Genomic DNA, 26,152 nt, shown 5'->3' with positions numbered 1-26,152 from the left:
TATGCATCGGGCGAATACAAGGGATTTCCCCAGGCCGGGACGGCGGTGGAAGCCGCCGATGCGACGCATCGGATACCTGATCGATTTTGTCCGATTATTTCAACGAAATCTTTTTGCAAGGGATCGGACGCCGAGCCTTCATATCCCGATGCTCTAATCTATTCGCCGCGTAGTCCCCGCATCCCGATGACATGCGCACACCGGTGTACGCCGGTGCGAATCTGATCGTTGCCCGCGCAGGCTTCGTGGTCATCCCCAATCAATACGAATTCAGCGAGGAGCACGACATGCAATGGCGCCATCTAGCACTTGGTTTACTCTCCGTCTCGGCATTCGCATCGACCGTTGCATGGGGCGATAACGACGATCATGGCCGGAACGACCGGAACGACCGGAACGACCGGCATGACGAGATTCGCACGGCTACCCCGATCAAGCATCTGGTCGTGATCTACGGCGAGAACGTATCGTTCGACCATTACTTCGCGACTTACCCGCAGGCGGCCAACCTGCCGGGCGAGCCGGCATTTCACGCGCAGGCCGGCACGCCGCAGGTGAACGGTCTGTCCGGCGCCTTGCTGACCAACAACCCGAACGCCACGAATCCGGGTAACGGCACGGCGGCATTCAATCCGTTCCGTCTCGACCGCACGCAGGCGGCCACGGCCGACCAGAACCACGCCTATACGGCCGAGCAGCAGGCCTACGACAACGGCGCGGCCGATCTCTTCCCGGAATACACGGGCAATGGCACGACCGGCGGGATCGGCGCATTCGGCACGAAGGGCCAGGTGATGGGCTACTTCGACGGCAACACGGTGACCGCGTTGTGGAATTACGCGCAACGCTTCGCGATGAGCGACAACGCCTACACGTCGACCTACGGCCCTTCGACACCGGGTGCGCTCGAAGTGGTCGCGGGGCAGACCAATGGCATGAAGATCGTGGCGACGACGAAGCAGCCCTCGGTCGCGGGCTCGTACTACGTCAATGACGGCCAGAACGGCTTCACGATGATCAACGACGTCGACCCGGGCTACGACACCTGTTCGAGCAAGACCGATTCCGCCATGATGACCGGCAAGAATATCGGCGACCTGCTGAACACGCGCAACATCACCTGGGGCGGCTTCATGGGCGGCTTCAACCTTTCCACGGTGAACAGCAACGGCACGACCGGGTGCCTGCGCAGCACGATGTCGCCGGTCGTCGGCGCGGCGACGGCCGACTATATTCCGCACCACAACTGGTTCCAGTACTTCGCGTCGACGTCGAATCCGCAGCACCTGCGCCCGAGTTCGATGGCGGCGATCGGTCACAGCACGGAGAAGGACGGTCGCACGCCGGACCCCGCCAATCACCAGTACGATACCGACGACTTCTTCAACTCGGTGAGCGCGGGTAATTTCCCGGCGGTCAGCTTCCTCAAGGCCCCGGCCTACCAGGACGCTCACGCCGGCTATTCGGACCCGCTCGACGAGCAGGCTTTCGTCACGAAGGTCGTCAACTTCCTGCAGCAGCAGAAGGACTGGGACGATACGGCCGTGATCGTGGCGTGGGACGACTCGGACGGCTGGTACGACCATGCCTATACGTTGCCGACGAGCGCGTCGTTCGATTCGGTCGCCGATCAGCTGAATGGCTCGGGAATCTGCGGCACGGGTTCGGCGCGCAACGGTGTGAACAACAAGCCCGTGAACGGCCGCTGTGGTCCGGGCACGCGCATTCCGTTCGTCGTGATCTCGCCGTGGGCGAAGCAGAACTTCGTCGACCATACGCAGATCGACCAGACGTCGGTGGTCCGCTTCATCGAAGACAACTGGCTTGACGGTCAACGTCTCGGCGGCGGCTCGTTCGATGCGAGCGCGGGCAGCATCATGGGCATGTTCGACTTCGATCGCCGTGGCGAGGGCCGCTACAAGCACCCGCTCTTCCTCGATCCGCAGACGGGCCTCGTCGTCGACAAGGCACCCAAAATCTGACGCTGTGCAGGCTGCCCTGATACCGATATGACGGTATCGGGCAGCCGTGCAGGACGATCGGACTTCGGCCGGTCGCGCTCGACGCAGGTCCGCGACCGGCATGACGAGCGCTTGCCGTTCCCCACTTCGAGCCAGTCTGTTCGCTGGCTCGATTTTCTATTTGTCGACGCCAGAATCCTCACCATGAGTCTTCGTTCGAACTCCGTATCGGTGTCCAATCTGCAGGCAAACCAACAACCGGGCCCGGCGGATGTGCCGCGGACCGTACGTCGCTTTCTACTATCAATGGCCGTCCTTGTCGTGCCGGGTGTGTTCGCGGCAGCCGCCCATGCGGTCTCGAATCCCGGGCCGATGCCTGCAAGCGCCGGCGAAGCCGTGGCCAATTTCACGGGGGACAATCCTCACCCCGTGCATCTGGTGCGTCCGGCCGAGGCGCCGCTGAGCGCGGTCGCGATGCTCGGCAGGCAACTCTTTAACGACCCATCGCTTTCTGCATCGGGGAAACAGTCGTGTGCCTCGTGTCATAGCGCGCAGCATGCGTATGGGCCGCCGAACGGCCTGTCGGCGCAGATCGGCGGCCCGCATATGAATCTGGCCGGCTACCGTCCACCGCCCTCGTTGGCCTATCTCTACCGGCAGGCGCCGTTCAGCATCGGGCCCGATCAGGCGGACGTGGATACGGCGGTCAACTTGAACGATGCGGCCAGCGCCGCACAGGGCGTGCAGCGCGCCACGAAAACGGCGGGCGTCGCGCCCGCCGCGCCGGCGATAGTGCCGCAAGGGGGCCTGTTCTGGGACGGCCGCGCGGACTCGCTGCAGCAGCAGGCAGACGGGCCGATGCTGAATCCCGTTGAAATGGCTAACAGCAGTACTGACCAGATCGTGGCCAAGCTGGAACATTCGAAATACGCGAGCACGCTCAGGCAGCTATTTGGCGCCAACCTCTTCAGCAACCACGAACTCGCGCTTTCCGAAGCGATGTTCGCCATCGCCCGTTACGAGTTCGAGGACGCGTCCTTTCATGAATTCACGAGCAAGTACGATTACTGGCTCGAAGGCAAGGCTCGCCTCAGTCAGGCCGAGTTGCGCGGGCTGAAGCTTTTCAACGATCCCGACAAGGCGAACTGCGCGGGCTGCCATCTGAGCCAGCCGACCAAGGACGGATTGCCGCCGCTCTTTACCGACACGCAATACGAAGCGCTCGGCGTGCCGCGCAACCGGGCACTGCCCGCCAACAGGAATCCGAAGTTTTACGACCTCGGGGTCTGCGGCCCGTTTCGTACCGATATCGCGCAGCAGACGCAGTATTGCGCGATGTTCCTCACGCCGACGCTGCGCAACGTCGCGACGCGCCATGTGTTCTTCCATAACGGCGTCTATCACGACCTCAGACAGGTGATGGATTTCTATAACCTGCGCAATACGAATCCGGCCAGAATTTACCCGAAGAATGCCGCAGGCAAGGTCGAAAAATACGACGACATTCCGCTGAAGTACCAGGCCAACGTCGACGTGACGGACGCGCCGTTCGACCGCAAGATGGGCGACAAACCGGCGATGACGGACCAGGATATCCGCGACATCATCGCTTTCATGAAGACGCTGACCGACGGGTATAAGCCGTCGGGCAACTAGCGCGAGGTGCGTGTGCGACGCCGCGCCAGCACACTCAGCGATTCGTCCAGGGCCTGCGCGTCGATGCCGCGTGTGATGAAGACGATGCGCGTGCGCCGGTCCGCTCCCGGCCATGCCGGCAGCAGTTGCGGCGGCTGGAACAGGTGCTGCACACCGTGGATCACCATCGGTTGTTCGGGGTGTTCGGCAAGATGCACGATGCCTTTGACGCGCAGCAGGTCCGTGCCGCGTAGGGCAATCACGGTATCGAGCCAGTGGGCGAAGCCCTCGCGTGACAGTGGCTCGTCGCGCACGATGACGAACGAGCGAATGTCGTCGCGGTGCGTGGGTGGCGCGTCGGATGCCGTATGCGCCGGGCGGGCGGCCAACCGGTAAAGCGGTGCCTGTTCCGCGGGGACGGCCCTGGAATCGGAACAAGAATCGGAACAAGAAGCGGCGCGCATCAGCCCGCGCAGCGCGTGCGGCTGCGTGACCGGATCGGCGTGGCACGCAGCCTGCGGGTTCAGCGCCGCGAGGCGTTCCAGCAGGGCGGCGGGCGGTGCGCCATTCAGCAGGTCGAGCTTGGTGAGAAACAGCGCATCGGCCACCGCCACTTGCCGCGCGGCCTCGGGCTCGCGTTCGAGCGTCCCCGAGCCCAGTATCGCGTCGACCGTGCAGGCCACGCCGGCCAGCGCAAAACGCTCGCGCACCGCCGCGTCGCCCATGAGCGTGCGCAGGATGGGGCCGGGGTCGGCCAGGCCGCTCGTTTCGATCAGCACCTGGCGCAGCGCCGGCTCGTTGCGCGTGCTGAGGCGCACGAGTGCGTCGACCAGATCGCCGCGCACCGCGCAGCACAGGCAGCCGTTCGCCAGCAGCACGGTATCTTCGGTCGTACTGGCGATCAGGTCGTGGTCGATGCCGACCTCGCCGAACTCGTTGACGATGACGGCCGTGCCGTGCAGGTCCGGCAGGGCCAGCAGGCGGTTGAGCAGGGTGGTTTTGCCGCTGCCGAGAAAGCCGGTGAGGACCGTCACCGGAATCCGTTCGCCCGCGGCCGGCGAGGTGGCCAGCAAAGCCGAAAAGTGTCCGCCCGGCAGGCTCATGGCGAAATCTCCTCTAGCGCACGGTTGCTGGTTTCGATCATGTATTTGGAGGTCAGCAGTCCCACCACGGTCGCCGCCGCGAACATCAGGAACACCACGCCGATGCCTTGCGCCGATAGCACCACGCCCACCACGACCGGCGCCACCGCCGAAGCCACGCGCAGCCAGGAGGTGGCCAGGCCGGTTCCGATGGCGCGCATCCGGGTTGGATAGATCTCGGGCGTGTAGAGGTAGAGCAGCACGGTCGTGGTGCCCATCACCGCATAGGCCGACGAGGCCAGGATCGCCACCGACCACGGGCTTCTCGCGCCGAGCGCCGCCAGCAGGGCGAGCAGCGCGCCGCTGACGAGGAAGCACGCGCCGGTCCAGTGGCGGCGGCCCACGCGGTCCACCAGCAGTGCGCAGACCAGCACCGCGCAGGTGCTCAGCACGTTGGTGATGGAGGCCATGCGCAGCGACTGCTGCAGCGGCAGGTGATACACGGTCCGGTACAGCGTCGGGAGCCAGTTGTTGATGCCGTTGGCGACGAAGTACGACGAGGCCCACAGTACCCACACCACCAGCGTGCGAGGTAAGTACACCGGCGAGAACATTTCTTTCCACGATCCCTTTTGCGGCGTGCTCGACTGTTGCACGTCGATCAGCGCTTGCAGGCGCGCCTCGATCTCGGCGTGATCGCGCTGCGGGTCGAGGCTGCGGCGCGGCGTGCTGGATTCCAGCCCCGCGATCACGGCGTCGGCTTGCTCGAAGCGGCCTCGCGCCGCCAGCCAGCGCGGCGATTCCGGCAACCGGACCATGAACAGCAGGATCAGCAGCCCGGGAATGCCGCCCACGAGGAACATATAGCGCCAGCCGAAGGTCGGCACCACGAATGAACCGACCTGGGCCGCCGCGAGCAGGCCCAGCGGGAAGATCAGTTCATACAGGATAAAGAAGCGCCCGCGCCCCTTGGCCTGCGACAGCTCGTTGATATAGGCCGCGGCGATCGGCACCTCGCCGCCCACGCCGATGCCCTGCAGGAAGCGCAGCGCGAACAGCATCGGGAAGTTGCCGGCGAAGGCGCAGGCGATGCTCATCGCCGACATCAGCGCCACGGCGATGGAAATGCCGGGCACGCGTCCGGCCCGCTCGGCGAGCCAGCCGAAGAACAGCGCGCCGATCACCTGGCCCGCATAGCCCGCCGCGATCAGGAAGCCCACCTGCGCATGGTTCAGATGCCATAAGCTCACCAGCACCGGCAGCACGAAGGCCAGTGAGAGCGCGTCGAAGGCGTCGAAGAAGGTGGCGCTGCCCATGACAATGCGCGCCCTCGTGTGCCAGCGGCAGAACGGCACATTCTCGATGCGAAACAGCAACCGGGCTGTTCGCTGCGCGTCGGTCAGGCCCGACACCGCGGCGATCGCGTCCGCTTTCATGAAGTTGTCTCCTTGGCGAGGCGCGTGCCCCGCGCTTTTTTGTGTGCTTCGGCGAGGTCAGCCGGCCGTGCCCGATCCGTGCAGCTCGGCGAAAGAGTGCAGGGTGCGTTCGAGCCGCGGGATCAGCCAGTCGGCGACGGGGGGCGGAACGCGTGCTTCCTGTACGTCTTCGAGCAACTGACGTAACGGTTGCGTACCGACATCCGTGGCACCCGTGGCATGCGCGCTGCTCTGGCGAGCGCGGAACCAGGCCGCGACTTCGGCCTCGGCGCAGCGCTCGCCGCCGTCCTGCAGGTAGTCCACGATGTCGAGTTCGAAGTCTTCCAGCCGCAGGCTCACGCCGCCGGCGCCGCACGCGCAGGCCGCGCCGAGAGCGACATGGCGCAAGGCCAGGGCGCTCCACAGGTCGAGCAGACGGCCGGCGCGCGCGGACAGGTCATCGGTCACGGCGGCACTCACTGTCCGGCCCACGGAAGGTCGGTCGAGCCGTTGACGCCGTGGCCGGTGCCGCTGCGCAGCGCGCTCGTGGCCTCGTGATCGACGCCGCCGTTGGAGTCCAGCGCGACCTTGTAGACTTCGCGTGCCACCCGCGCGCTGACGTAGCCTTCGCGCACGTCCTCGGCCACCTTGTCCACCTCGCGTTCCAGCGGGTCGCCGAAGCCGCCGCCGCCGCCCGACAGCATCTTGTACGCGTCGCCGCGTTCCAGCCGCACGTTGAAGATCTTGGCGTTCGCGTGGTCGGTCTTCCACTCGCCTTTGTGGCGCACCGCGAGGCCGTTACCCATCGCGTCGCCGCCGCCTTCGAGCCCCCATGGCTTGCAGTGCACGCGATCGATCCGCGTCGTGACGGTGAACGGCGAGAGCGCCTGCACGACCATCTCCGCGCCCAGTCCGCCGCGATGCTTGCCGGCGCCCGCCGAGTCCTGGCGGATCTCGTACTTTTCGACCAGCACCGGGTACTTGGCTTCGAGCTGCTCGGTGGGGCTGTTGTGGGTATCGCCGTCGTTGATGCAGACCGTCACCGAGACGCCGTCCTCTTTGCTCTTGGCGCCCCAGCCGCCGCCGAGCGGACCGATGCCGACGATGAAGAGCCGCCCGTCTTCCGGCGAAATGCCGTGGATGTTCGGGAACACCAGGTCCGCGTGGTGGCCGGCAATCGAGCGGTCCGGAATCGCGGGCGCCAGCGCCTTGAAGATGGTGTCGATCACCGTCATCGGGAACGTCATCCATACGCGCATCGGGTAGGGCCGCTCGGCGCTGATGACCGTGCCCATCGGCATGATGACCTTGAGCGGCCGGAAGCTGCCGTCGTTGACCGGGTAATCGGTCGGCGTGGTCAGGCACTTGTAGGCCACCTGGGCGCAGGCGATGCCGGTGGTAAAGCCCGAGTTGTAGAAGCCGCGCACCTGTTTGGAGACGTCCGACAGGTCCACCGTCATCTCGTCGCCGCTGACCACGACCTTTACGCGGATCGGGATGCGCTTGCCGATTTCGAGCCCGTCGTCGTCCATGAACGATTCGGCCTCGTACACGCCATCGGGAATCGACAGCGTGTTCTTGCGCGCGACGGCCTCGCTCGAATCCATGATCTGCCGGATCGAGCTGTTCACCGCGTCGGCGCCGTAGCGTTGCAGCAGTTCCACGTAGCGGCGCTCGCCCGTGGTGATCGCGGTGATCTGCGCGCGCAGGTCGCCGAGCGCGCGCTCGGCGAGACGCACGTTCATCGCGATGATGTCCACGAGGTCCTGGTTGACCACGCCGTCGCGCTGATACTTCATGATGGGGATCTGGATCCCCTCGCTGAAGATGTCGGTGGTGACGTTGCCGAGCGTGCCACCCACGTCGAGCCAGTGCGCCATGCAGCAGGTGAAGCCTTCGAGCTGGCCCTCGTGGAACACCGGCATCGTGAACGTGAAGTGGTTCAGATGGCTGCCCGTCGTATAGGCGTCGTTGGTGACGAGGATGTCGCCCGGCTTGATGTTCTCGTAGCCGAAGTGCCGGATCTTGGCTTTCACGGTCTCGGACATGCCGCGAATGAACATCGGCAGCCCGAGACCGATCGAGACCGTGTCGCCTTCCTTCGTGAACAGCCCCACCGTGAAATCGAGCGCTTCGTAAATGATCAGGTTGTAGGCGGTGCGGGTCAGGTTGGTCTTCATCTCCTCGGTGACCGCATAAAGGCCGTTGCGGATAATCTCGACGGTGACCGGATCGACGGTTTTCGATTCGTTGGGGGTACTCATGTTCTGTCGCTCCCGATGGCGATTTGCAGGTTGCCGAGTTCGTCCACGCGCAGCGAGTCGCCGGGCTGTACGACGGTGGTGGAGGCGTGCTCCTCGATCAATGCCGGGCCCGCGATCTCGTTGCCCGACAGCAGGCGGTCGCGGATATAGACCGGCGTGCTGGCCCAGCCCGTGGAGCGGAAATACACCGGCTTGACCGCGCGCACCGCGAGCGCGTCCGGCGTTGCCGTGCCTTGTTCGACGCTGTGCTTCGGCGGTTTTTTCATGGTGCCGAGCACCGTCACGCGCAGGCTCACGAGGTCGGCGGGCTCCTTCGGTGCCGAGGTGCCGTAGCGCACCTTGTGCAGTTCGTCGAACTGCCGCTTGATTGCCGCGCGGTCTCTGGATTCGAAGAAGGCCATCGGCAGATCCACCGTCACCGCATGCTCCTGGCCCACGTAACGCATGTCGGCCGCGCGCTCGATGACGATGCCGTCGGCCTGCACGCCGGACTGCGCCAGCGCGGCGCGGCCTTCGTCTTCCATGCTCCGGTAGGCCGCTTCGATTTCATCGAACGAGACGTCGTTGAGCTTGCGGAACACCGAGCGGACGTAGTCGTAGCGAAGATCGGAGAACAGCATGCCGTAGGCGGAGAAGTAACCGGGCGCGTATGGAATCAGCACGCGGCGAATCCCGATCTCGCGTGCGATGGCCGAGGCATGCAGCGGACCCGCGCCGCCGTACACCACCATCGTGAAGCTGCCGGCGTCGAGGCCGCGCTCGGTGGTCACGGCCTTCACCGCATGCGACATCTGCGTCACCGCGATGCGCAGAATGCCGTCGGCCGCCTCGGTCGGTTCGAGCCCCAGCGGGCCGGCGACGCGCCCGGCCATCTGGCGCGTGCAGGCTGCGAGGTCCAGCTTGAGTTCGCCGCCGAGAAAGTGCTCGGCATCGAGCCGGCCCAGCAGCAGGTTGGCATCGGTCACGGTCGGTTCCTCGCCGCCCCGGCCATAGGCCACCGGTCCAGGCATGGAGCCCGCGCTTTGCGGGCCCACGCGCAGCGCATGGCCGGTTTCCACACGGGCGATGGAACCGCCGCCGGTGCCGACTTCGTGGATATCCATCATCGGAATCTGGATCGGCAGGGCGCGCTCGTAGCCGCCGATCAGCGCCGAGCCGGTCGTCAGCGGCCGCCCCTCGCTGATGACGCCGGCCTTGGCCGTGGTGCCGCCCATGTCGAAGGCGATCGCGTCGCCCATGCCGAGTTGCGCGCACAGCGCCTGAGCGCCGATCACGCCCGCGGCCGGCCCGGATTCGAGCATGCGTACGCAGCCGACCTTGGCATGCTCGACCGGGAACAGGCCGCCGGTGGACTGCACGATATAGAAGTCGCCGTCGAAGCCCTTGCCGGACAGATGATTCTCCAGTTCTCCGAGGTAGGCCGAGACGCGCGGACCGACATAGGCATTGGCCACCGCGGTCGACACGCGCTCGAACTCGCGGTATTCCTGACTCAGCTCATGCGAGGCGCAGACGAACGCTCCCGGCATTTCTTCCTGCAGGATCTGCTTGACCCGCTGTTCGTGCGCCGGGTTGCGATACGAGTGCAGAAGCAGCACCGCGACGGCTTCCACGTGCTGTCCGCGCAATTCGCGCGCGAGTTCGCGCACGGCGGCTTCGTCGAGCGGCTTGTGCAGGCTGCCGTCCGCGCGCAGGCGCTCGGCCACCTCGTAGCGCAGCGAGCGGCGCACGAGCGGCTGGTGCTTGTTGAAGAACAGGTTATAGGCGTCGGGCCGGTTGACACGGCCGATTTCGTAGATGTCGCGGAAGCCTTCCGTAATCAGCAGCGCCGTGTTGGCGCCGTTGCGCTCCAGCAGCGTGTTGATTGCGATCGTGGAGCCGTGCAGAAACAGGTGGCCGTCGCGCCAGTCGATATTCGCGCTGTCGATGGTGGCCTGAATGCCCTTGACGAGTTCGCCATGAGTCGAGAGCGCCTTGCCGAACAGCAGCTTGCCGGTGGTTTCGTCGAAGGCGGCCATGTCGGTGAAGGTGCCGCCGATGTCGACGGCGATACGCAGCTTGCCGCCTGCGGCGCTTGCCGCATCGGATGTCTTTGCCATGATGTTGACCAGGTTGGAGATGAGGCGCGTCAGTTCGCAACGGCGACGCGGTTACGCAGGATGCCGAGGCCGGTGATCTCGACTTCGACGGTGTCGCCGTCCTTCATGTACGCAGGGGGCTCGCGGCGATCGCCCACGCCGCCGGGCGTGCCGGTCGCGATCACGTCGCCGGGCGAAAGCGGCGTGAAGGTCGAGATGTATTCGACGAGAACGGGGATGTCGAAGATCAGGTCGCCGACGCTGGCGTGCTGCATCACGTTGCCGTTGACGCGGGTTTCGAGCGTCAGCGCGGCGACGTCGGGCACTTCGTCGGCCGTCACGAGGTGAGGGCCGAATGCGCCGGTGCCGGGGAAGTTCTTGCCGGGCGTGAACTGATGCGTGTGGCGCTGCCAGTCGCGCACCGACACGTCGTTGAAGCACGCATAGCCGGCGATATGGTCGAACGCTTGCGCCTTCGGAATGTAGCGGCCGCCCTTGCCGATCACGAAGGCCAGTTCGCCTTCCCAGTCGAAGCGCTCCGAGAACGACGGGCGGAGCACGGCGTCGTCGTGGGCGACCAGCGTGTCCGTGAAGCGCAGGAACAGCGAGGGGTGCTCGCTGTCGGCGCGTTTGGTCTCGGCCACGTGGGACTTGTAGTTCAGGCCCACGCAGATCACCTTGCCGGGGTTGGGGATCACCGGCAGCGGCTGCGTGGCGCTGGCGGCCACGCGGCGGCCCTGGCCGGTGGCGCATTGCTGGAGTGCTTGCAGTGCATCGTTGTGAAGCACGGCGCGCAGGTCGGGGTGCTGGTCGAGGAAGGATTGGGGCGGGACGAGGTAGTCGCTGCCCTCTACGCATCCATAGGTGGCACGGCCGTCGAGCAGGAAGCTGGCGAGTTTCAAGGTTGTCTCCTTCGTAGTGTTGGAAGCACTATAAAAATCCGCCCGTCTTCCGCCTAGACAGAGATCGGAGATGACAGATATGCTTGGAGAGTGATATCCGATGAAGGTGGGCCCGATGAACCTCGACAGCGTTCGCCTGTTTCTCGAAGTGGCCGATGCCGGCAGCCTGAGCAAGGTGGCGGCGCGCCGGCAGACCGTGCAGTCGCACATCAGCCGGCAGGTTGCCGACTTCGAGGCGAATTGCGGGGGGCGGCTGTTCCACCGCACCGGCCGCGGCGTCGTGCTGACCGAACTCGGCGAGCGCGCGGCTGCCCGGCTGCGCATCTGGCTGCACGAGACGGAACAGTTGACCGAAGAGATGCGGGCCGATGCCGGTCACGTGATGGGCGAGGTGCGGCTCGGTATCCTGCCTTCGGCCGCGCATCCGCTCATGACACGTCTTTTTGCGCGGCTGCAGGCCCAGCATCCCGGGATTCGCCTGAGCATCGCGGAAGCCCAGGGGGCGGAGCTCGATAGCATGCTGGACGGCGGCACGGTCGATCTGGCGATCCTGTTCCGTTTCCGGCGCCCGAGTGGCCGCGAAGAGAAACTGCTGTGCGAGGCCCACACTTACCTCGTGTCCGCGCCGGGCGATCCGCTGACGCGCGAAGCCACACTCGATTTCATCCGCCTGCGCGACTTGCGGCTGGTCTTGCCGAGACGGCCCGGCCAGTGGCGCCAGGCGCTGGACGAAACCGCGCGCGGCCTCGGCTTCCGGCTGGAAGCCGTGGTCGAGGCCGACTCGCTTACCGCGCAGAAGGAACTGGTGGCCAATACGCCGGGTTTGTATGCGGTACTCGGCCCTTATGCTTTTGCCGCGGAAGTGCAGCGCGGGCAGTTGCAGGTCTGCCAGGTCGTCAAGCCGGACCTTTGCCGCCATGTCGTGCTGGCGCTGCCGCGCCATGGCAAATTTTCCGCGGCCTGCCGTGTGGTGGCCGACGCGGTGCAATCGATCATTGCCAGTTGGGAGCACCAGCTAACCGAGCCGGTCAAGCACCAATCCGTCGAGCGCGGTAAAGGCAAAAAGGTTCGTTCGTGAAGGGTTGATGGCCGCCGGCAATGGCGCAGGCGGCACTGTTCAGGATTCCGGCGTAGTGGGGGCCGAGGCGCCGGCCCGCAGAGATCAGAACGTGTGTCTCATGCCAACGCCGTATGTGCTGCCGGACGGCTTTGACGAAATTTTGTCGTACGAGTAGGCCGCGTAGACGTCCGTGCGCTTCGACAGGTTGTAATCGTAGGCGACCGATCCCGTGTTGTGGACCGTGTCGTTGTCGTGTGGCGCACGCTGTCTGGTGAGCGCCCATTCGGCAAGAATCACCGACACGGCGGTCACGGGAATCGACAGGCCCGCCTGATAGGTATGCGACCCGACCTGCGCGGTGGTGGTATTGGTCGTTTGTAGTGCGCCGTAGAACTTTGCGAAGTTGGCGTTGTAGGTCGCGCCGGCGAGATACAGATACTGCTCGGCGCCCGGTGCGGTTATCGCAGCGCGCACACGCTGCGCGGAGAGCGCGACTTGCACGGGGCCGTTCTCGTAGTTCAGATGCAGGCCGAGATTGTCGCGCCCCTGCGAGCCGGTGACGCTGCTCACTCCGTATTGCACGGCGCCGGTCAGCCCATGGAACGAGGGGCTGTAATAGCCGACCACATTGTCCCAGACCGTATCGCCGATCACCGTATTGTTGTACGCGGCGGTGTACGACTGAACCACCAGCGGAGAAAAGACGACCGACGCGCCGAACGGATTGAGGAGAATCTGATTGGTGTAGGTCTGGGTGGTCTGTTCGCCGAGCTTGAGCGTGCCGTATGGGGTCGAGAACCCGACGTAGGCGTTGCGCGAAAACAGGCCATCGGTGGCGTTGCGTCCCATTTGCCCGGTGTTGGGACGGAAGAAGCTTTCCAGCACGAAGATCGCGGCATTGCCGCCGCCCAGGTCCTCGCGGCCGCGCAATCCCCAATACGACGTGGTCAGTCCGCCGCCGCCGGCCTGAACCGTTCCATGCGGTGTCGTGCTGACTTTCGACTGGTCGATGTACATGCCGATCAGGCCATACAGATCGACTGACGACGATCCACCCGAGAAGGATTGGGCGTGCGCGGTATGACTGAGCAAGGCCAGTGATGCGGCCATGAAGCAGCTTGCGCGCTTGAATCCGCGCGCCGTGGTTCGTTCGAGTCTGTACATCGATTCAGTCTCCTGATTAATTATTTTTTGAACGCAAGACATCGTCGCGAAGGGGATCAGCGTTCGCGCAATGGCAGCCATCGTCAGATGGGATGGGGTGCCGACTAGGTCATCGGCGTCCTCTGTCTGTTTCGGTTCGGTCTTCTGGTTCGCGATGGACGGCCGGTCGGCGCATGGCAGTGGTCATGCGCTGATGCAGGCGCTCATGCGAGTCCCGGATGCGCGTCTCGATGGGCGAGCGAAAGCAGTTTATGAATCACCGTGCCGTGCGGGTAGGTGCAGGTCGGTGATGTCAGATATGCCTGAGGGGAGATGGCTGGCATCAGCCGGCTGTTCTGCTTGCGCGGCGGCGCTCGATGGCGGAGAGGGCGCTGCGGGCGTCCTTAATCTTGCTGGCATCTTGCCGGCGGCTGCGTCGGCCAGGCCCGTGCTGGCGACCGACGTTCACCCTGCGTCGCAAAGCTTACGGTTCGTGTACCGGCCGCCCGCCACGAAAGTTGCGGGCAGCAAACTGCCGGATGCCGCCGGCACACCGGCTCCCCCGATGAAACTTTTTCATGCCCCCCATGAAAGATCGTCGTTTGCGGCGCGCGGTTCGCGCCCGCAATATCAGGCCCACGAAGACCTTCCCCTCTCTCACCGAACGGATTCCCTCACGATGACTGCCTCAATCGAACGCGATGCCGTGTCGTCGCACGTGAGCGTGCGCGACGGTACGCGCATCGGCTATAGCCTCTACGGACAACGCGACGGCGTGCCGCGCGTCGTGCTGCTTCATTCGCTCGCCATGGATCGCGCGTTCTGGCAGCCGGTGGTCGAACGCCTCGTGCCGCATGCGGCGGTGCTCGCGCTCGACTGCCGCGGGCACGGCGCGTCGGACAAGCCGGCCGGCCCGTACACGGTCGCACAGTTCGCCGCCGACGTGCGCGACGTCGTGACCGCGCTCGACTTCGGCGGCGTGCTGATCGCCGGCGCGTCGATGGGCGGCTGCGTGTCGCTCGAATTCGCGGGCACGTACCCGGAGCTCACGCGTGCGGCCGGCCTGATCGACACGACGGCCTGGTATGGCGAAACCGCGCCGAAGGATTGGGACGTGCGCGCCTCGAAGGCCGAAAAGGAAGGGCTCGCCGGGCTGGTCGAGTTCCAGACCACCCGTTGGTTCGGTGACGAGTTCCGCGCGACCCACAAGGACGTCGTGCAGCGCTGCGTCGATACGTTCCTGCGCAACGAGGTCGCCGCGTTCGCCGCGACCGGCCGGATGCTGGGCGCCTACGACGGCCGCGCGCAAATGGCGAAGCTGCGCGTGCCGACCTGCGTGATCGTCGGCGAGGAAGACTATGCGGCGCCGCCCGCGATGGCGCGCGCGCTGCACGAAGGCATCGCCGGCTCGACGCTGACCGAGGTGCCGAAGGCGCGCCACCTGACGCCGCTCGAAGTGCCCGAACTCGTCGCGAACGAACTGCTCGCGCTGATCAAGCGCATCGCGTAGGTGCGTCAAATAAGTGTGTCAAATAAGCGCGTCGCATCAGAGCCTCACATAAACGCATCACAACCGGATTTGCATTAAGGAAGGGGGGCCGAATGGCGCCATTCGAATTCGCTACACCGCGCTCGCTGCAGCAGGCGATCGCGCTTCTGGATCCCGAGGACCCGGACATCCGCCCGGTCGGCGGCGGCACGGCGATCATGCTGATGATGAAGGCCGGCGTGCTGCGCCCGACGCGGCTCGTCAGCCTGCAGGACGTGGAGCCCGAGCATTCGCGGATTTCGATCGGCGGCAACGGCGAACTGCAGATCGGCGGCCTGACGCGGCTCGCCGCGCTCGAACATTCGCAGGAAGTCCGCGAAGGCTGGCCGCTGCTCGCGCGCACGCTGCGCACGCTGTCGAACGTGCGGGTGCGCAACGTCGCGACGCTCGGCGGCAATCTCGCGCATGCCGATCCGCACATGGACATGCCGCCGGTGCTGAGCGCGCTCGGCGCGAGCGTCACCGTGACGGGCCCCGCCGGCGAGCGCACGCTGCCGGTCGAGGAACTCGCGACCGGCTACTACGAGACCGTGCTCGCGCGCAACGAACTGATCTCGAAGGTGACGGTGCCCGCGCAGGCCGGCCGTCCCGCTGCCTACATGAAAGTGACCACGCGTGCCTCGCACGACTGGCCGGCGCTCGGCGTCGCGGTCGTGCTCGACATGCAGGGCGAGCGGATCGGCAACGCGAGCGTGATCGTCGGCGCGGCGACCGACCGGCCGACGCGTCTCGTCGACGCCGAAGCGATCCTGCGCGGCGCGCTGCCGGATGCGGCGACGCTCGCGCGCGCCGGCGAGGCGGGGGCGGCGTCGCTCGACATTGTCGGTGATCCGCACGGCTCGGCGAGCTACAAGAAACATCTGCTGACTGTCTACCTCGGACGCGCGGTGCGCATCGCGCTGGAGGCGGCTCGCAACAAGGAGCAGGCATGACCATCATCGAAACCGCGCCGCTCGAAACCGGCGCCGCGCCGCGTCAGGTCGGACGCGGCATCAACCGGCTGGAAGCGAACGCCAAAGTGACCGGGCGCGCCGGCTATATCCATAACGTCTCGCTGCCGCGCATGCTGCACGCGAAGATTTTCCGCAGCACGGTCGCGCACGGCCGCATCGTGTCGATCGACACGAGCGCCGCGCGCGAGGCGCCGGGCGTATTCGCGGTCTATACCGCCGACGACATTCGCCGCGTGATTCCGGAGCCGTTCTTCGGCCCGGCGTTTCACGACCAGCCGATCCTCGCGGTCGACAAGGTGCGCTATATCGGCGAGCCGGTCGCGGTGGTGCTCGCGAGCGATCCGCATGCGGCCGAGGAAGCGACGCACCTGATCTACGCCGAATACGAAGAACTGCCGGCGGTGTTCAACGAAGTCGAGGCGGCGGCTTCCGACATTCACGTGCATGAAGAGCTGAAGCCGGCCGGCACGTTTCCGGACCTGAAGCATCTGGCGGGCCGCCAGGCGACCAACGTCGCGCTCGACTTCCGCGTGCGTCGCGGCGACGTCGATGCCGCGTTCGCGCAGGCCGCCCACGTATTCGACGATACCTTCACGACGCAGCAGGTCATGCACGTGCCGCTCGAGCCGATCGTGACGGTCGCGGAACCGGGCGAGAACGCCGGCACGCTGACGCTGCATACCGCGTCGCAGAGCCCGTCGTTCGTGCGCATCGAGATCGCGCGGCTGCTCGGCTGGGCGGAAAACCGCGTGCGCGTGCGCGTCGGCCTGCTCGGCGGCGGCTTCGGCGCGAAGCTCTACATCAAGGTCGAAGCGCTCGCGGCGGCGCTCGCGCTGCTGACGCGCCGTCCCGTGCGCGTCGCGCTGACGATGGAAGAGCAGTTCTTCACGATCACGAAACACGCCACCACCTTCCGCATGCAGACCGCCGTCTCGGCGGACGGCCGCATCACGGGCCGGCGCTGCGAAGTGTGGTGGAACGGCGGCGCGTATGCCGACATCGGCCCGCGCGTCACGCAGAAGTCCGGCTTCACCGCGAGCGGCCCGTACGACATCGACAACGTGTCGATCGACTCGTATCAGGTGTACACGAACCTGCCGCCGGCCGGTGCGTTCCGCGGCTTCGGCATTCCGCAGATGGTGTGGGCGTACGAGAGCCACGCGGACATGATTGCGCGCAAGCTCAAGCTCGATCCGGTCGAGTTCCGCCGCCGCAATCTGCTGCGCGACGGCCAGCCGCACGCGACCGGCACCGTGATGCGCGACGCCGCGCTCGAACTGGTGCTCGACCGCGTCGCTACGCGCATGAACTGGAGCGCGCCGTTCGAACGCGGCAGCGGCGTGGTGCGCCGTGGCCGCGGCGTCGGCATCGGCTTCAAGGCGCTGGTTGCGCCGACCACCTCGGTCGCGATGGTGAGCCTGTCGGCCGACGGCAGCTGCACGGTCTATTCGAGCACCGTCGACATGGGCCAGGCCTCGGACACCGCGATCGCGCTGATGGCCGGCGACGTGCTCGGCATCGACGCGGAAAAGATCAAGGTGATCCGTCCCGACACCGATTCGACGCCGTACGACATGGCGACGCTCGGCTCGCGCTCGACGTTCCACATGGGCCACGCGGTGCGCCTCGCGGCCGAGGACGCGCGCGCGAAGCTGCGCCAGCTCGCCGACGAACTGGGCGTGCCGGCCGACGAACCGGCGCGCGCGGGCGATCTGCTCAAGCGCAAGTACGGCATGCAGGCGGGCAACATCGTCGGCATCGGCAGCTTCATTCCGCCGTACACGAAGCCCGATCACGAGACCGGCCAGTCCGACAACATCACGCCGAACTGGATGGTGGGCGGCACCGGCGTCGAAGTCGAAGTCGACGTCGAGACCGGCCACTTCAAGATCGTGCGTTTCGAGAACGTGGTCGATTGCGGCACGCCGATCAATCCGAAGGTCGTCGATACGCAGATTTCGGGCGCGGCGATCATGCAGCTCGGCATCACGATGTTCGAGCGCATGGAGTTCGATGAAGTCGGGCAGCTGCGCAACGCGTCGTTTGCCGAGTACAAGATTCCGGGCATCCACGACATCCCGCACCGGATCGGCCGCGAGACCGTCGACGCGTATCAGTCGAACGGGCCGTTCGGCGCGAAGGGCGTCGGCGAGAGCTCGACGTTCGGCGTCGCCTCGGCGATTGCCGAGGCGATCGAAGACGCCGTCGGCGTGCGCATCAAGACGCTGCCGATCACGCCCGAAGCCGTGTACCGCGCCATCTGCGCGGCACGCAACGAACCGCTGCCTGAGGAATGACCATGAGCGAGACCCTGATTAACCTCGAATTCACGCTGAACGGCGAGCGCGTGCGCGCCAACGTCGCGCCCCATCTGACGATTCTCGAAGTGCTGCGCAACGAGTTCGGCCTGTACGGTGCGCGCGAAAGCTGCGGCCAGGGGCTGTGCGGCTGCTGCACGGTGCTCGTGAACGGCGAGAGCGTGTCGGGCTGCCTGTACCTCGCGGCGATGGCGAACGGCGCCGAAGTCACGACCGTCGAGCATCTCGACGCGAACGGCGCGCTCGATCCGATCCAGCAGGCGTTCATCGACTGCGGCGCGTTCCAGTGCGGCTTCTGCACCTCGGGCTTCCTGATGATGAGCCGGCAACTGCTCGCCGAGAATCCCGATCCGACCGAGGCGGAGATTCGCCACTACCTGTCGGGCAATCTGTGCCGGTGCGGCGCCTACCCGGAAATCATCGAGGCGGTGAAGCTCGCCGCGCAGCGCCGCAAGGAGACGGCGTCCGCGTAAACCGCCCGCACGCGCGACAACAAAAAAATCCGCACGTGCTGCATCGGGCGGGAGCCGGCGCCGGCGCGCCGCTTCCCGCCGTTCCCGGAGACAACCACCCATGCCTTCTTCCGCCAACGGACGCGGCGAGCGCGCCCGCGCGACTCCGCCATCCGCGGGCAGCGCACCCGCGCCCGTCTGGTATCGCTCGATCAACCGCCAGCAGTGGAGCGCGCTGATCGCGTCCAATCTCGGCTGGTTTTTCGACGGCTACGAAACCTATGCGCTGATCCTCACGGTCGGCGGCGCGCTCGCGCAACTGCTCGCGCCGTCGCTGCATCCGCAGATTCCGTTCTACGCCGGCCTCGTGATCGCGCTGACGCTGCTCGGCTGGGGGCTCGGCGGGCTGATCGGCGGCGTGCTCGCGGACTACATCGGCCGCAAGCGCATGATGATGTTCGCGATCCTCGCGTATTCGCTGACCACCGGCCTCTCGGCGTTCGCGTGGGACTGGCTCTCGTTCGCGATGCTGCGCTTCGTCGTCGGGCTCGCGATGGGCTCCGAGTGGGCGACCGGCACCGCGATGACCGCCGAAATCTGGCCCGACCAGCATCGCGGCAAGGGCGCAGGTCTCATGCAATGCGGGCTCGGCACGGGCTTCTTCGTCGCCTCGTTCGTGTGGCTCTTCATGAGCCACAGCGGCGAACACGCGTGGCGCTATATGTACCTGATCGGCGTGTTGCCGGGACTCGCGACGCTGTGGATGCGCTCGGGCATTCCGGAATCCGAACAATGGGAACGCGTCGATCGCGAACGCCGCGAGTCGCTCAGGCGCAAGCGCGCCGGCGAGCGGCTCGGCGAAGACCAGCAGGCGCTCGCGCGCTTCACGCTGCTCGACCTGTTCGCCTCGAAGGAGCTGCGCCGCCGCACCGTGATCGCGGTGCTGATGTCGCTGTCGACGACGCTCGGCTGGTGGGGCATCTCGACGTGGGTGCCGCCGTATATCGGCTCGGTCGCCGCGCATGCGGGCCTTTCCGCGCCGACGTGGGCGAGCTATGCGGGCATGGCGTACAACGTCGGCGCGATCGCCGGTTATATCGGCCTCGGCTTTCTCGCCGACGCTTTCGGCCGCCGCCGCATCACGTTCCTGTTCTTCGTGATGGCGTTCGTGCTGACGCCGGTGCTGTTCCTGTGGACGCACGAGATCGCCGTGCTGCTCGCGGTCGCGTGCGTCACGGGCTTCTTCAGTCTCGGGCAATATACGTGGCAGCCGACGTGGTTGCCCGAGCTGTACCCGACGCGCGTACGCGGTACCGCGATCGCGTTCTGCTTCAACGTACCGCGTTTTCTCGCGTGGACCGGGCCGCTCGTCGCCGGCACGCTGATCTCGCGCTTCGGCGGCTACGGCCACGCGGCGGTGACGGTCGGCTTCATTTACGTGATCGGCATCGTACTCGCGCCGTTTCTGCCCGAGACGCGCGGCCAACCTCTTCCTGAACAGGTGTGACTATCATGCAATTCATCCAGTCGAAAGACGTGCCGCCGCCCGGCGGCCACTACTCGCAGGCCGTCACCGCCAACGGTTTCACGTTCGTCTCGGGGATGCTGCCCGGCCCCGGCGTCGCTACCGACGGACCCGACAACTTCGAGCGCCAGGTGCGCGCGGTGCTCGCGCATTGCGAGAACGTGCTGAAGGCGGCCGGCAGCGACATGCGCGACGTCGTGCAGTGCATCGCCTATATCGTCGGCATCGACTATTGGCCCGAGTTCAACCGGATCTACGCCGACGTGTTCGGCGATCACAAGCCGGCGCGCGCGGTCGTGCCGGTGCCGGAACTGCATCACGGCTTTCTCGTCGAGGTGCAGATGGTGGCCGTGGCGCGGAACTGACGGCGCGTACGCGAGGAGCGAGGAGAGAGGCGATGGAGAGTATCGACGTCGAGGTGCTGCGGCATTGCGTCGACTGGCTCGGGCGCGGCCACCGCGTGGTGCTCGCGACGGTCACGCGCACGTGGGGTTCGAGCCCGCGGCCGGTCGGCGCGATGCTCGCGCTGCGCGACGACGGCGTCGTATGCGGTTCGGTGTCGGGCGGCTGCATCGAGGACGACCTGATCGACCGCATGCGCCGCGCGCCGCTCGTCACGCATTTGCCGGAGCGCGTGACCTATGGCGTATCCGCCGACGAAGCGCGGCGCTTCGGCCTGCCGTGCGGCGGCACGATGGAACTGGTGCTGGAGCCGCTTGATGCCGACGCGCAGGCCGACGCGCAGGCGCCGGGCGGCATCGGCACGCTGGCCGCGCGCATCGGCGGCGGCGAACGGGTGGCGCGCGAACTCGATCTGGCGAGCGGCCGCGCGCGGCTGCGGCCCGCGCGTGCCGACGAGCAGTTGCGTTGCGACGCGCATACGCTGACGACCGTGCATGGGCCGCGCTATCGGCTGCTGCTGATCGGCGCGGGCGATCTCGCGCGTTTTCTCGCGACGATCGCGGTGGGCCTCGGCTATCAGGTGACGGTCTGCGATCCGCGTGAAGAGTATGCGGACGACTGGGACGTGCCGAACGTGTGTCTCGTGCGCACGATGCCCGACGATACGGTGCTCGCGATGAAACTCGACGGCCACAGCGCGGTGGTCGCGCTGACGCACGATCCGAAGCTCGACGATCTCGCGCTGATCGATGCGTTGCAGACCGAGGCGTTCTACGTCGGCGCGATCGGTTCGCGTTCGAATAGCGCGAAGCGGCGCGAGCGTCTCAAGCTGTTCGACGTCAGCGAGGCGCAGCTCGCGCGCTTGCGCGGTCCCGCGGGACTGTCGATCGGCAGCCGCACGCCGCCGGAGATCGCGGTGTCGATCGCGGCCGAGTTGACCGCGGCGAGGAATGGTGTCGCCGCGCGGCCGCCTGTCGAGCGCGAAAGGGAAACGCGGGCGTACGAGCCGGACGAAGCCGTGTGTCCGGCGCTGCTCGAACTCGAAGCGGCCGGTTGACTCACGCGCCGTTCGTCGTGCTTCAGGTCGCCGTACTTCAGGGTTTGCCCGAGTGCGTGAATGTCCACCACTCGCGGCGCAGCGCGTCGCGCAGAATCTTGCCGCGTGCGTTGCGCGGCAATTCGTTCACCAGATAAATCTGGCGCGGCTGTTTTTCGCGCGGCAGTTTGGCGCGGCACAGCGTGACCAGTTCCGCGATCTCGATCTTCATGCCCGGATGCGGCACCACGAAGCACACGGGCTCCTGTCCGTAGATCGGATCGGGCACGCCGACCGCCACCGCGTCCTGCACGGCGGGATGTTCGAGCAGCAGGTCCTCGATTTCCTGCGGCAGCACCTTCACGCCGCCGCGAATGATCAGATCGTCCATGCGGCCCGAGACGACCACGAAGCCTTGCGTGTCGATGCTCGCGACGTCGCGCGTGGCGAGCGGCGCGCCGCGGATCGGCTCGATCCGGTGCGCGTCGTTCAACAGGCCGAGTGCGAGTTTCTCGCCCGCGACGACCACCTGGCCCGGCGTGCCGGGCGCGCACGGCGCACCGTTCGGGTCGACGACCGAGAAGCCGATATGCCCGACCGGATAGCCGACCGTGCCGAACTTGCGGCGCGTATAGCGGTTGCCGCACATCCATCCCGCTTCCGACGACCCGTACAGGTTCAGCACGCGAATCCCGTAGTGCGCCTCGAAGCGCGCCCATTGCACGGTCGACAGCGGCGCGGTGCTGCAGGTGATCGCGCGCAGCGACGCGAGCTTGCCGCCCTCGATGTCGACCGGCGCTTCGAGCAGCAGGTTCAGCACGGTCGGCACGCCGGCGCTGACGCTCACGCGATGCGTGGCGATCCACTGTGCGAAGCGGCTGCGCGAGAAGCTGCGCGCGACGCACAGCGTCGAGCCGAGTTGCAGGAACGGAATCAGGCTCAGGATCTGCGCGGAATACCAGTCGAACGAGCGGTATTCGAGCGTGCGGTCGTCGGCCGTGAGCGCAAGCAGGTCGATGGTATCGAGGCCGTTGTACCAGTAGCTCGCATGATCGTAGACGACGACCTTCGGCACGCCGGTGGTGCCGGACGTGCAGCACATCGCGGCGATTTCGTCGATGCCGCCGGGTTCGTCGGTGTCGGGTAGCGGCGTATCGTCGTCATGGTTCGATGCCGTGGCGAGGGGCGTGGTCACGAAGCGCAGTTGCGCTTGCGGGTCGTCCACATTCGTGTCCACATCTGCATCCGCATTCGCGGGCCACGCGCCAAAGCGCACGATGCGCGCGCCGCTCGTGGGCAGGACGGTTTCGTCCGCGTGCTCAGCGATCAGCACGAACGCGGGATCGATGCGATCGAACACGCGCTGTGCGCCGTGCGCGCCGAGGAACGCGACATCGAGCGGACAGACGATCGCGCGCAGCCGCCACAGCGCGAGCCACAGCAGCAGCTTCTCGATGCCCTCGCTGCCGGCCAGCACCACGTGCGCGCCGCGTGTGACGTTTGCGCGTTGCAACTGGCGCGCGAGCGCATCGACGTACTGCGCGAGTTCCGTGAAGTCGATCGACAGATTGCGCTCGACGTCGACGAGCGCCGTCTTGTGCGGCGTGCGTTGCCGGTGCGCGTCGAGCAGCGCGCCGACGCGCGCGAACGGCAACGCGACGGTCATGCGGTCTCGGTGCGCGCGGGGCGGGCCGCCACCGGTTCGGCGAGCGTCTCGAGCGCCCATTCGCGGAATAGCTCGACTTTCTTGAGCTTGGCCTTGTCGATTGGCGAGGCGATGAAATAGGCGGAATTCGATTGCACGCGCACGTCGAACGGCGCGACCAGCGCGCCGCTCGCGAGATCGGCATCGACGAGCGGCGAGCGGCCGATCGCGAGTCCGACGCCATTGACCGCCGCCGCGAGCGACGTCAGTTGCAGATGAAATACCGCTTCGCCCGCGAATTCGACGGGCTCGCGCACGGCCGCTTCGAGCCAGCTGGGCCAGTCGTCCTGGTACATCGAATAGAAGTAGGTGCGGATCTGCCGGAAGCGCGCCAGCCCTTCGGCAATCGAATCGAACGCTCCGGCTTCCGCGAGCGCGCCCGGCGCGCACACGGGGAAAAACGTCTCGCCGTGCAGGCGGTCGGCGCGCACCGAGGCCCAGCGTCCCGAGCCGTAGCGGATCGCGACGTCGTAGCTGTTGCGTTTGAATTCGTCGAAGTTCGAGCTGGTCGCGAGGTGTACCGTGATGTCCGGATGCCGGCGCTGGAAGTCGGGCAGCTTCGGAATCAGGCACTTGATCGCGTAGGTCGGCAGGCTCGCGACCGTTAGCACTGCGCTCGGTTTTTTCTTGCGTGCGCGGTCGGTCGCCATCGACAGCAGATTGATCGCCTCGTGTACCGACTGCAGGTATTCGCGCGCCGCTGGTGTTAGCGAGAGCACGTTGCGACGGCGTACGAACAGTTTGATGTCGAGCCGCTCTTCGAGCGTCTTGATCTGATGGCTGATCGCGGTTTGCGTGAGTTCGAGTTCCTGCGCCGCGCGCGTGAAACTGAGGTGCCGCGATGCCGCTTCGAACGCGAGTAGGCTCTGCAGGGATGGGATGTACGGTCTCATGCGATGTCAGGCCGGATCACATTCGGAAGGTCGGATTATAGTCGGTTTGAGATTAACGTACGTAGCGGTGCGCACACAAGACGGAGCGCGAAGACGAAGCGCGCGCGCCGCGGCGAGGCTGCCTCGCGAGGGGGGATAATCGCGCACGGCAGAGCATGAAAGAAACTCATCCCCTCTATGAAAGAGGATCGTTTGCACGATGTGCATCGATGCTGCAATGTTGCGCCTACGATGCCGCGCTTGAGCCACTTTCACGCGGACGACCCCACAGAACCGGTATCAGCGAGACCAAGGAGACAACACCGTGAGTCAAACGGCGAAAGCCCATTCACTGGACCTGCGCGCATGGCTCGACGAGGCGCGCGCGCTCGGCGAATTGACGGAAGTATCGGGCGCGGACTGGAACCTCGAACTGGGCGCGATCAGCGAGCTGAACGTGAAGAAAGAGCGCCCGAGCGCGCTGCTTTTCGACGATATCCCAGGCTATCCCAAGGGTTTTCGCGTAGCGACCTGCACGACCGCGAGCCCGGCGCGCCTCGCGTCGATCCTGCGCCTCGCCGGCGGCGAATCGCACAAGGCGCTCGTGCAGACGCTGCGCGGCAAGCCCAAGCAATGGCAAAGCCAGGCCGAGGGGTACGACCCGGTCGTCGTGAACGACGGCGCGGTGTTCGAGAACGTGCAAAGCGGTGACGACGTCGACCTGTTTTCGTTTCCGTCGCCGCTGTGGCATGAAAAGGACGGTGGCCGCTATATCGGCACCGGCTGCATGGTCGTCACGAAAGACCTCGACTCCGACTGGATCAACGTCGGCACCTATCGTGTGATGATTCACGACCGCAATCACGTCGGCCTCGACATGATTCCGGGCAAGCACGGCGCGATTCAATACGACAAACATATGAAGGCCGGCAAGCCGTTTCCGGTCGCGATCGTGATCGGCTGCGATCCGCTCGGCTACCTCGTGTCGGGCATCGAAGTGCCGTTCGGCATGTGCGAGCTGAACTACATCGGCGCGATTCTCGGCAAGCCGGTCGAAGTCGTGAACGGCCAGTTGACCGGCCTGCCGTTCCCGAGCGCCTCGGAGATCGTGATCGAAGGCTATGCGCATCCGGGCGACGAGCGTATCGAAGGGCCGTTCGGCGAATTCCACGGCTATTACCCGGGCAAGGCGGAGACCGCGCCGGTCGTCACGATCGAGCGGATTTACTACCGCAACCAGCCGATCATCATGGGCAGCCCGCCGGCCAAACCGCCCAACGACTACTCGTACTCGAAGGCGGTGATGCGCTCGGCGCTGCTCGTCGACGCGTTGCAGGCCGCCGGCGTGCCCGACGTCGAAGGCGTGTGGGCGCACGAGATCGGCGGCGCGCGCATGTTCAACGTCGTGTCGATCCGCCAGCGCTATGCGGGCCATGCGCGCCAGGCCGGGCATATCCTGAACCAGTGCGGCGTCGGCGCGTATATGTCGCGCTACACGATCGTGGTCGACGAGGACATCGATCCGTCGAATCTGCAGGAAGTGATGTGGGCCGTCGCGACGCGCTCCGATCCGGACCTCGACATCGACATCATCAAGCGCGGCATGGGCTCGAAGAACGATCCGATGTCGATCGCGTATCCGTACAAGGCGCCGTTCAATTCGAAGGCGATCATCGACGCCTGCCGTCCGTACGACTTCATCAAGGAGTTTCCCGAAGTGGCCGAGGCGAGCAAGGAATTGCAGGAAAAGGTCCGCGAAAAATGGCGGCACGTGCTCGACTGAGCATGCGCGAGCCGCAA

Annotated in this window: 20 protein-coding genes; 11 read left to right on the top strand and 9 right to left on the bottom strand. The window is 66.0% G+C overall.

What is annotated here, in order from left to right; genetic code table 11:
• Nucleotides 1-287 precede the first annotated feature (287 nt).
• The gene (locus GXB81_RS09355; RefSeq protein ID WP_205988979.1) at nucleotides 288-1,982 is read left to right on the top strand and encodes an alkaline phosphatase family protein; all 1,695 of its coding nucleotides are present in this window, start codon (nucleotides 288-290) and stop codon (nucleotides 1,980-1,982) included.
• A gap of 285 nt (nucleotides 1,983-2,267) precedes the next feature.
• Nucleotides 2,268-3,617: a cytochrome c peroxidase gene (locus GXB81_RS09350; RefSeq protein ID WP_240159016.1), complete on the top strand. Its 1,350-nt coding sequence runs from the start codon at nucleotides 2,268-2,270 to the stop codon at nucleotides 3,615-3,617.
• On the opposite strand, the gene GXB81_RS09345 is transcribed toward GXB81_RS09350, so the two are convergent.
• Genes GXB81_RS09345 through GXB81_RS09320 form a run of 6 tightly spaced genes read right to left on the bottom strand, consistent with a single transcriptional unit; the run spans nucleotide 3,614 to nucleotide 11,337 of the window.
• The gene (locus GXB81_RS09345; RefSeq protein WP_205988961.1) at nucleotides 3,614-4,699 is read right to left on the bottom strand and encodes a GTP-binding protein; all 1,086 of its coding nucleotides are present in this window, start codon (nucleotides 4,697-4,699) and stop codon (nucleotides 3,614-3,616) included. The two genes, GXB81_RS09350 and GXB81_RS09345, sit on opposite strands and share 4 nt — an antisense overlap.
• Nucleotides 4,696-6,114, bottom strand: a complete 1,419-nt coding sequence (locus tag GXB81_RS09340; RefSeq protein WP_205988960.1) for an MFS transporter — start codon at nucleotides 6,112-6,114, stop codon at nucleotides 4,696-4,698. Before GXB81_RS09340 ends, GXB81_RS09345 begins: the two co-directional genes overlap by 4 nt.
• 57 nt (nucleotides 6,115-6,171) lie before the next feature.
• Nucleotides 6,172-6,561, bottom strand: coding sequence for a hypothetical protein (locus GXB81_RS09335; protein ID WP_205988959.1), 390 nt, complete (start codon nucleotides 6,559-6,561; stop codon nucleotides 6,172-6,174).
• Between the two features lie 8 nt (nucleotides 6,562-6,569).
• A complete protein-coding gene (locus GXB81_RS09330; RefSeq protein WP_167283230.1) occupies nucleotides 6,570-8,357 on the bottom strand; it encodes a hydantoinase B/oxoprolinase family protein in 1,788 nt (595 codons plus the stop codon).
• Nucleotides 8,354-10,456, bottom strand: coding sequence for a hydantoinase/oxoprolinase family protein (locus GXB81_RS09325; protein WP_167283229.1), 2,103 nt, complete (start codon nucleotides 10,454-10,456; stop codon nucleotides 8,354-8,356). The genes GXB81_RS09330 and GXB81_RS09325 overlap by 4 nt, the downstream gene beginning before the upstream one ends.
• A 29-nt stretch (nucleotides 10,457-10,485) precedes the next feature.
• Entirely contained in the window at nucleotides 10,486-11,337 is an 852-nt protein-coding gene (locus GXB81_RS09320) for a fumarylacetoacetate hydrolase family protein (protein WP_167283228.1), read from the bottom strand.
• 115 nt (nucleotides 11,338-11,452) lie between these two features.
• Between GXB81_RS09320 and GXB81_RS09315 the strand changes: the two genes are divergently transcribed.
• Nucleotides 11,453-12,415: a LysR family transcriptional regulator gene (locus tag GXB81_RS09315; protein ID WP_167043573.1), complete on the top strand. Its 963-nt coding sequence runs from the start codon at nucleotides 11,453-11,455 to the stop codon at nucleotides 12,413-12,415.
• A gap of 84 nt (nucleotides 12,416-12,499) precedes the next feature.
• Here the strand turns inward: GXB81_RS09315 and GXB81_RS09310 are convergent, their stop codons facing one another.
• Nucleotides 12,500-13,561, bottom strand: a complete 1,062-nt coding sequence (locus GXB81_RS09310; RefSeq protein WP_205988958.1) for a porin — start codon at nucleotides 13,559-13,561, stop codon at nucleotides 12,500-12,502.
• Nucleotides 13,562-14,219: 658 nt separating this feature from the next.
• Between GXB81_RS09310 and GXB81_RS09305 the strand changes: the two genes are divergently transcribed.
• The 7 genes from GXB81_RS09305 (at nucleotide 14,220) to GXB81_RS09275 (ending at nucleotide 21,796) form a co-directional block, all read left to right on the top strand.
• On the top strand, nucleotides 14,220-15,050 hold the full coding sequence (locus GXB81_RS09305; protein ID WP_167043364.1) for an alpha/beta hydrolase: 831 nt from the start codon (nucleotides 14,220-14,222) through the stop codon (nucleotides 15,048-15,050).
• A 92-nt stretch (nucleotides 15,051-15,142) separates the two neighbouring features.
• On the top strand, nucleotides 15,143-16,021 hold the full coding sequence (locus GXB81_RS09300; RefSeq protein WP_167043362.1) for a xanthine dehydrogenase family protein subunit M: 879 nt from the start codon (nucleotides 15,143-15,145) through the stop codon (nucleotides 16,019-16,021).
• The gene (locus tag GXB81_RS09295; protein ID WP_167043361.1) at nucleotides 16,018-18,339 is read left to right on the top strand and encodes a xanthine dehydrogenase family protein molybdopterin-binding subunit; all 2,322 of its coding nucleotides are present in this window, start codon (nucleotides 16,018-16,020) and stop codon (nucleotides 18,337-18,339) included. Before GXB81_RS09300 ends, GXB81_RS09295 begins: the two co-directional genes overlap by 4 nt.
• A gap of 2 nt (nucleotides 18,340-18,341) precedes the next feature.
• Nucleotides 18,342-18,833 (top strand): (2Fe-2S)-binding protein, encoded by a 492-nt coding sequence (locus GXB81_RS09290; protein WP_167043359.1) that lies wholly within the window; start codon nucleotides 18,342-18,344, stop codon nucleotides 18,831-18,833.
• Between the two features lie 100 nt (nucleotides 18,834-18,933).
• On the top strand, nucleotides 18,934-20,319 hold the full coding sequence (locus GXB81_RS09285; protein ID WP_167043357.1) for an MFS transporter: 1,386 nt from the start codon (nucleotides 18,934-18,936) through the stop codon (nucleotides 20,317-20,319).
• Nucleotides 20,320-20,324: 5 nt separating this feature from the next.
• The gene (locus GXB81_RS09280; RefSeq protein WP_167283225.1) at nucleotides 20,325-20,702 is read left to right on the top strand and encodes a RidA family protein; all 378 of its coding nucleotides are present in this window, start codon (nucleotides 20,325-20,327) and stop codon (nucleotides 20,700-20,702) included.
• Between the two features lie 32 nt (nucleotides 20,703-20,734).
• A complete protein-coding gene (locus GXB81_RS09275) occupies nucleotides 20,735-21,796 on the top strand; it encodes an XdhC family protein (RefSeq protein WP_205988957.1) in 1,062 nt (353 codons plus the stop codon).
• A 37-nt stretch (nucleotides 21,797-21,833) separates the two neighbouring features.
• Here GXB81_RS09275 and GXB81_RS09270 read toward each other — a convergent pair whose 3' ends face one another.
• Together GXB81_RS09270 and GXB81_RS09265 are read right to left on the bottom strand one after the other, a co-directional pair.
• Nucleotides 21,834-23,441, bottom strand: a complete 1,608-nt coding sequence (locus tag GXB81_RS09270; protein ID WP_205988956.1) for a fatty acid--CoA ligase family protein — start codon at nucleotides 23,439-23,441, stop codon at nucleotides 21,834-21,836.
• Nucleotides 23,438-24,373, bottom strand: a complete 936-nt coding sequence (locus GXB81_RS09265) for a LysR substrate-binding domain-containing protein (RefSeq protein ID WP_167043350.1) — start codon at nucleotides 24,371-24,373, stop codon at nucleotides 23,438-23,440. The genes GXB81_RS09270 and GXB81_RS09265 overlap by 4 nt, the downstream gene beginning before the upstream one ends.
• Nucleotides 24,374-24,677: 304 nt before the next feature.
• On the opposite strand from GXB81_RS09265, the gene GXB81_RS09260 reads away from it, so the two are divergent.
• Complete coding sequence (locus GXB81_RS09260; RefSeq protein WP_167043348.1) at nucleotides 24,678-26,135, top strand: UbiD family decarboxylase; 1,458 nt, start codon at nucleotides 24,678-24,680, stop codon at nucleotides 26,133-26,135.
• Nucleotides 26,136-26,152 lie beyond the last annotated feature (17 nt).

It is taken from the genome of Paraburkholderia sp. Ac-20336 (assembly GCF_017105025.1).
GTDB lineage: Bacteria > Pseudomonadota > Gammaproteobacteria > Burkholderiales > Burkholderiaceae > Paraburkholderia.
The sequence above is the reverse complement of the archived record's forward strand: the minus strand, read 5'-3'. Positions and strand labels throughout refer to the sequence as shown.

Excerpts from the sequence above, each read along its gene's own strand:
- GXB81_RS09275 (WP_205988957.1), top strand. The coding sequence starts at position 20,735 with ATGGAGAGTATCGACGTCGAGGTGCTGCGGCATTGCGTCGACTGGCTC.
- GXB81_RS09315 (WP_167043573.1), top strand. The coding sequence starts at position 11,453 with ATGAACCTCGACAGCGTTCGCCTGTTTCTCGAAGTGGCCGATGCCGGC.
- GXB81_RS09265 (WP_167043350.1), bottom strand. The coding sequence starts at position 24,373 with ATGAGACCGTACATCCCATCCCTGCAGAGCCTACTCGCGTTCGAAGCG.
- GXB81_RS09345 (WP_205988961.1), bottom strand. The coding sequence starts at position 4,699 with ATGAGCCTGCCGGGCGGACACTTTTCGGCTTTGCTGGCCACCTCGCCG.
- GXB81_RS09355 (WP_205988979.1), top strand. The coding sequence starts at position 288 with ATGCAATGGCGCCATCTAGCACTTGGTTTACTCTCCGTCTCGGCATTC.
- GXB81_RS09340 (WP_205988960.1), bottom strand. The coding sequence starts at position 6,114 with ATGAAAGCGGACGCGATCGCCGCGGTGTCGGGCCTGACCGACGCGCAG.
- GXB81_RS09270 (WP_205988956.1), bottom strand. The coding sequence starts at position 23,441 with ATGACCGTCGCGTTGCCGTTCGCGCGCGTCGGCGCGCTGCTCGACGCG.
- GXB81_RS09285 (WP_167043357.1), top strand. The coding sequence starts at position 18,934 with ATGCCTTCTTCCGCCAACGGACGCGGCGAGCGCGCCCGCGCGACTCCG.
- GXB81_RS09350 (WP_240159016.1), top strand. The coding sequence starts at position 2,268 with ATGGCCGTCCTTGTCGTGCCGGGTGTGTTCGCGGCAGCCGCCCATGCG.
- GXB81_RS09330 (WP_167283230.1), bottom strand. The coding sequence starts at position 8,357 with ATGAGTACCCCCAACGAATCGAAAACCGTCGATCCGGTCACCGTCGAG.
- GXB81_RS09300 (WP_167043362.1), top strand. The coding sequence starts at position 15,143 with ATGGCGCCATTCGAATTCGCTACACCGCGCTCGCTGCAGCAGGCGATC.
- GXB81_RS09310 (WP_205988958.1), bottom strand. The coding sequence starts at position 13,561 with ATGTACAGACTCGAACGAACCACGGCGCGCGGATTCAAGCGCGCAAGC.
- GXB81_RS09325 (WP_167283229.1), bottom strand. The coding sequence starts at position 10,456 with ATGGCAAAGACATCCGATGCGGCAAGCGCCGCAGGCGGCAAGCTGCGT.
- GXB81_RS09305 (WP_167043364.1), top strand. The coding sequence starts at position 14,220 with ATGACTGCCTCAATCGAACGCGATGCCGTGTCGTCGCACGTGAGCGTG.
- GXB81_RS09295 (WP_167043361.1), top strand. The coding sequence starts at position 16,018 with ATGACCATCATCGAAACCGCGCCGCTCGAAACCGGCGCCGCGCCGCGT.
- GXB81_RS09280 (WP_167283225.1), top strand. The coding sequence starts at position 20,325 with ATGCAATTCATCCAGTCGAAAGACGTGCCGCCGCCCGGCGGCCACTAC.
- GXB81_RS09290 (WP_167043359.1), top strand. The coding sequence starts at position 18,342 with ATGAGCGAGACCCTGATTAACCTCGAATTCACGCTGAACGGCGAGCGC.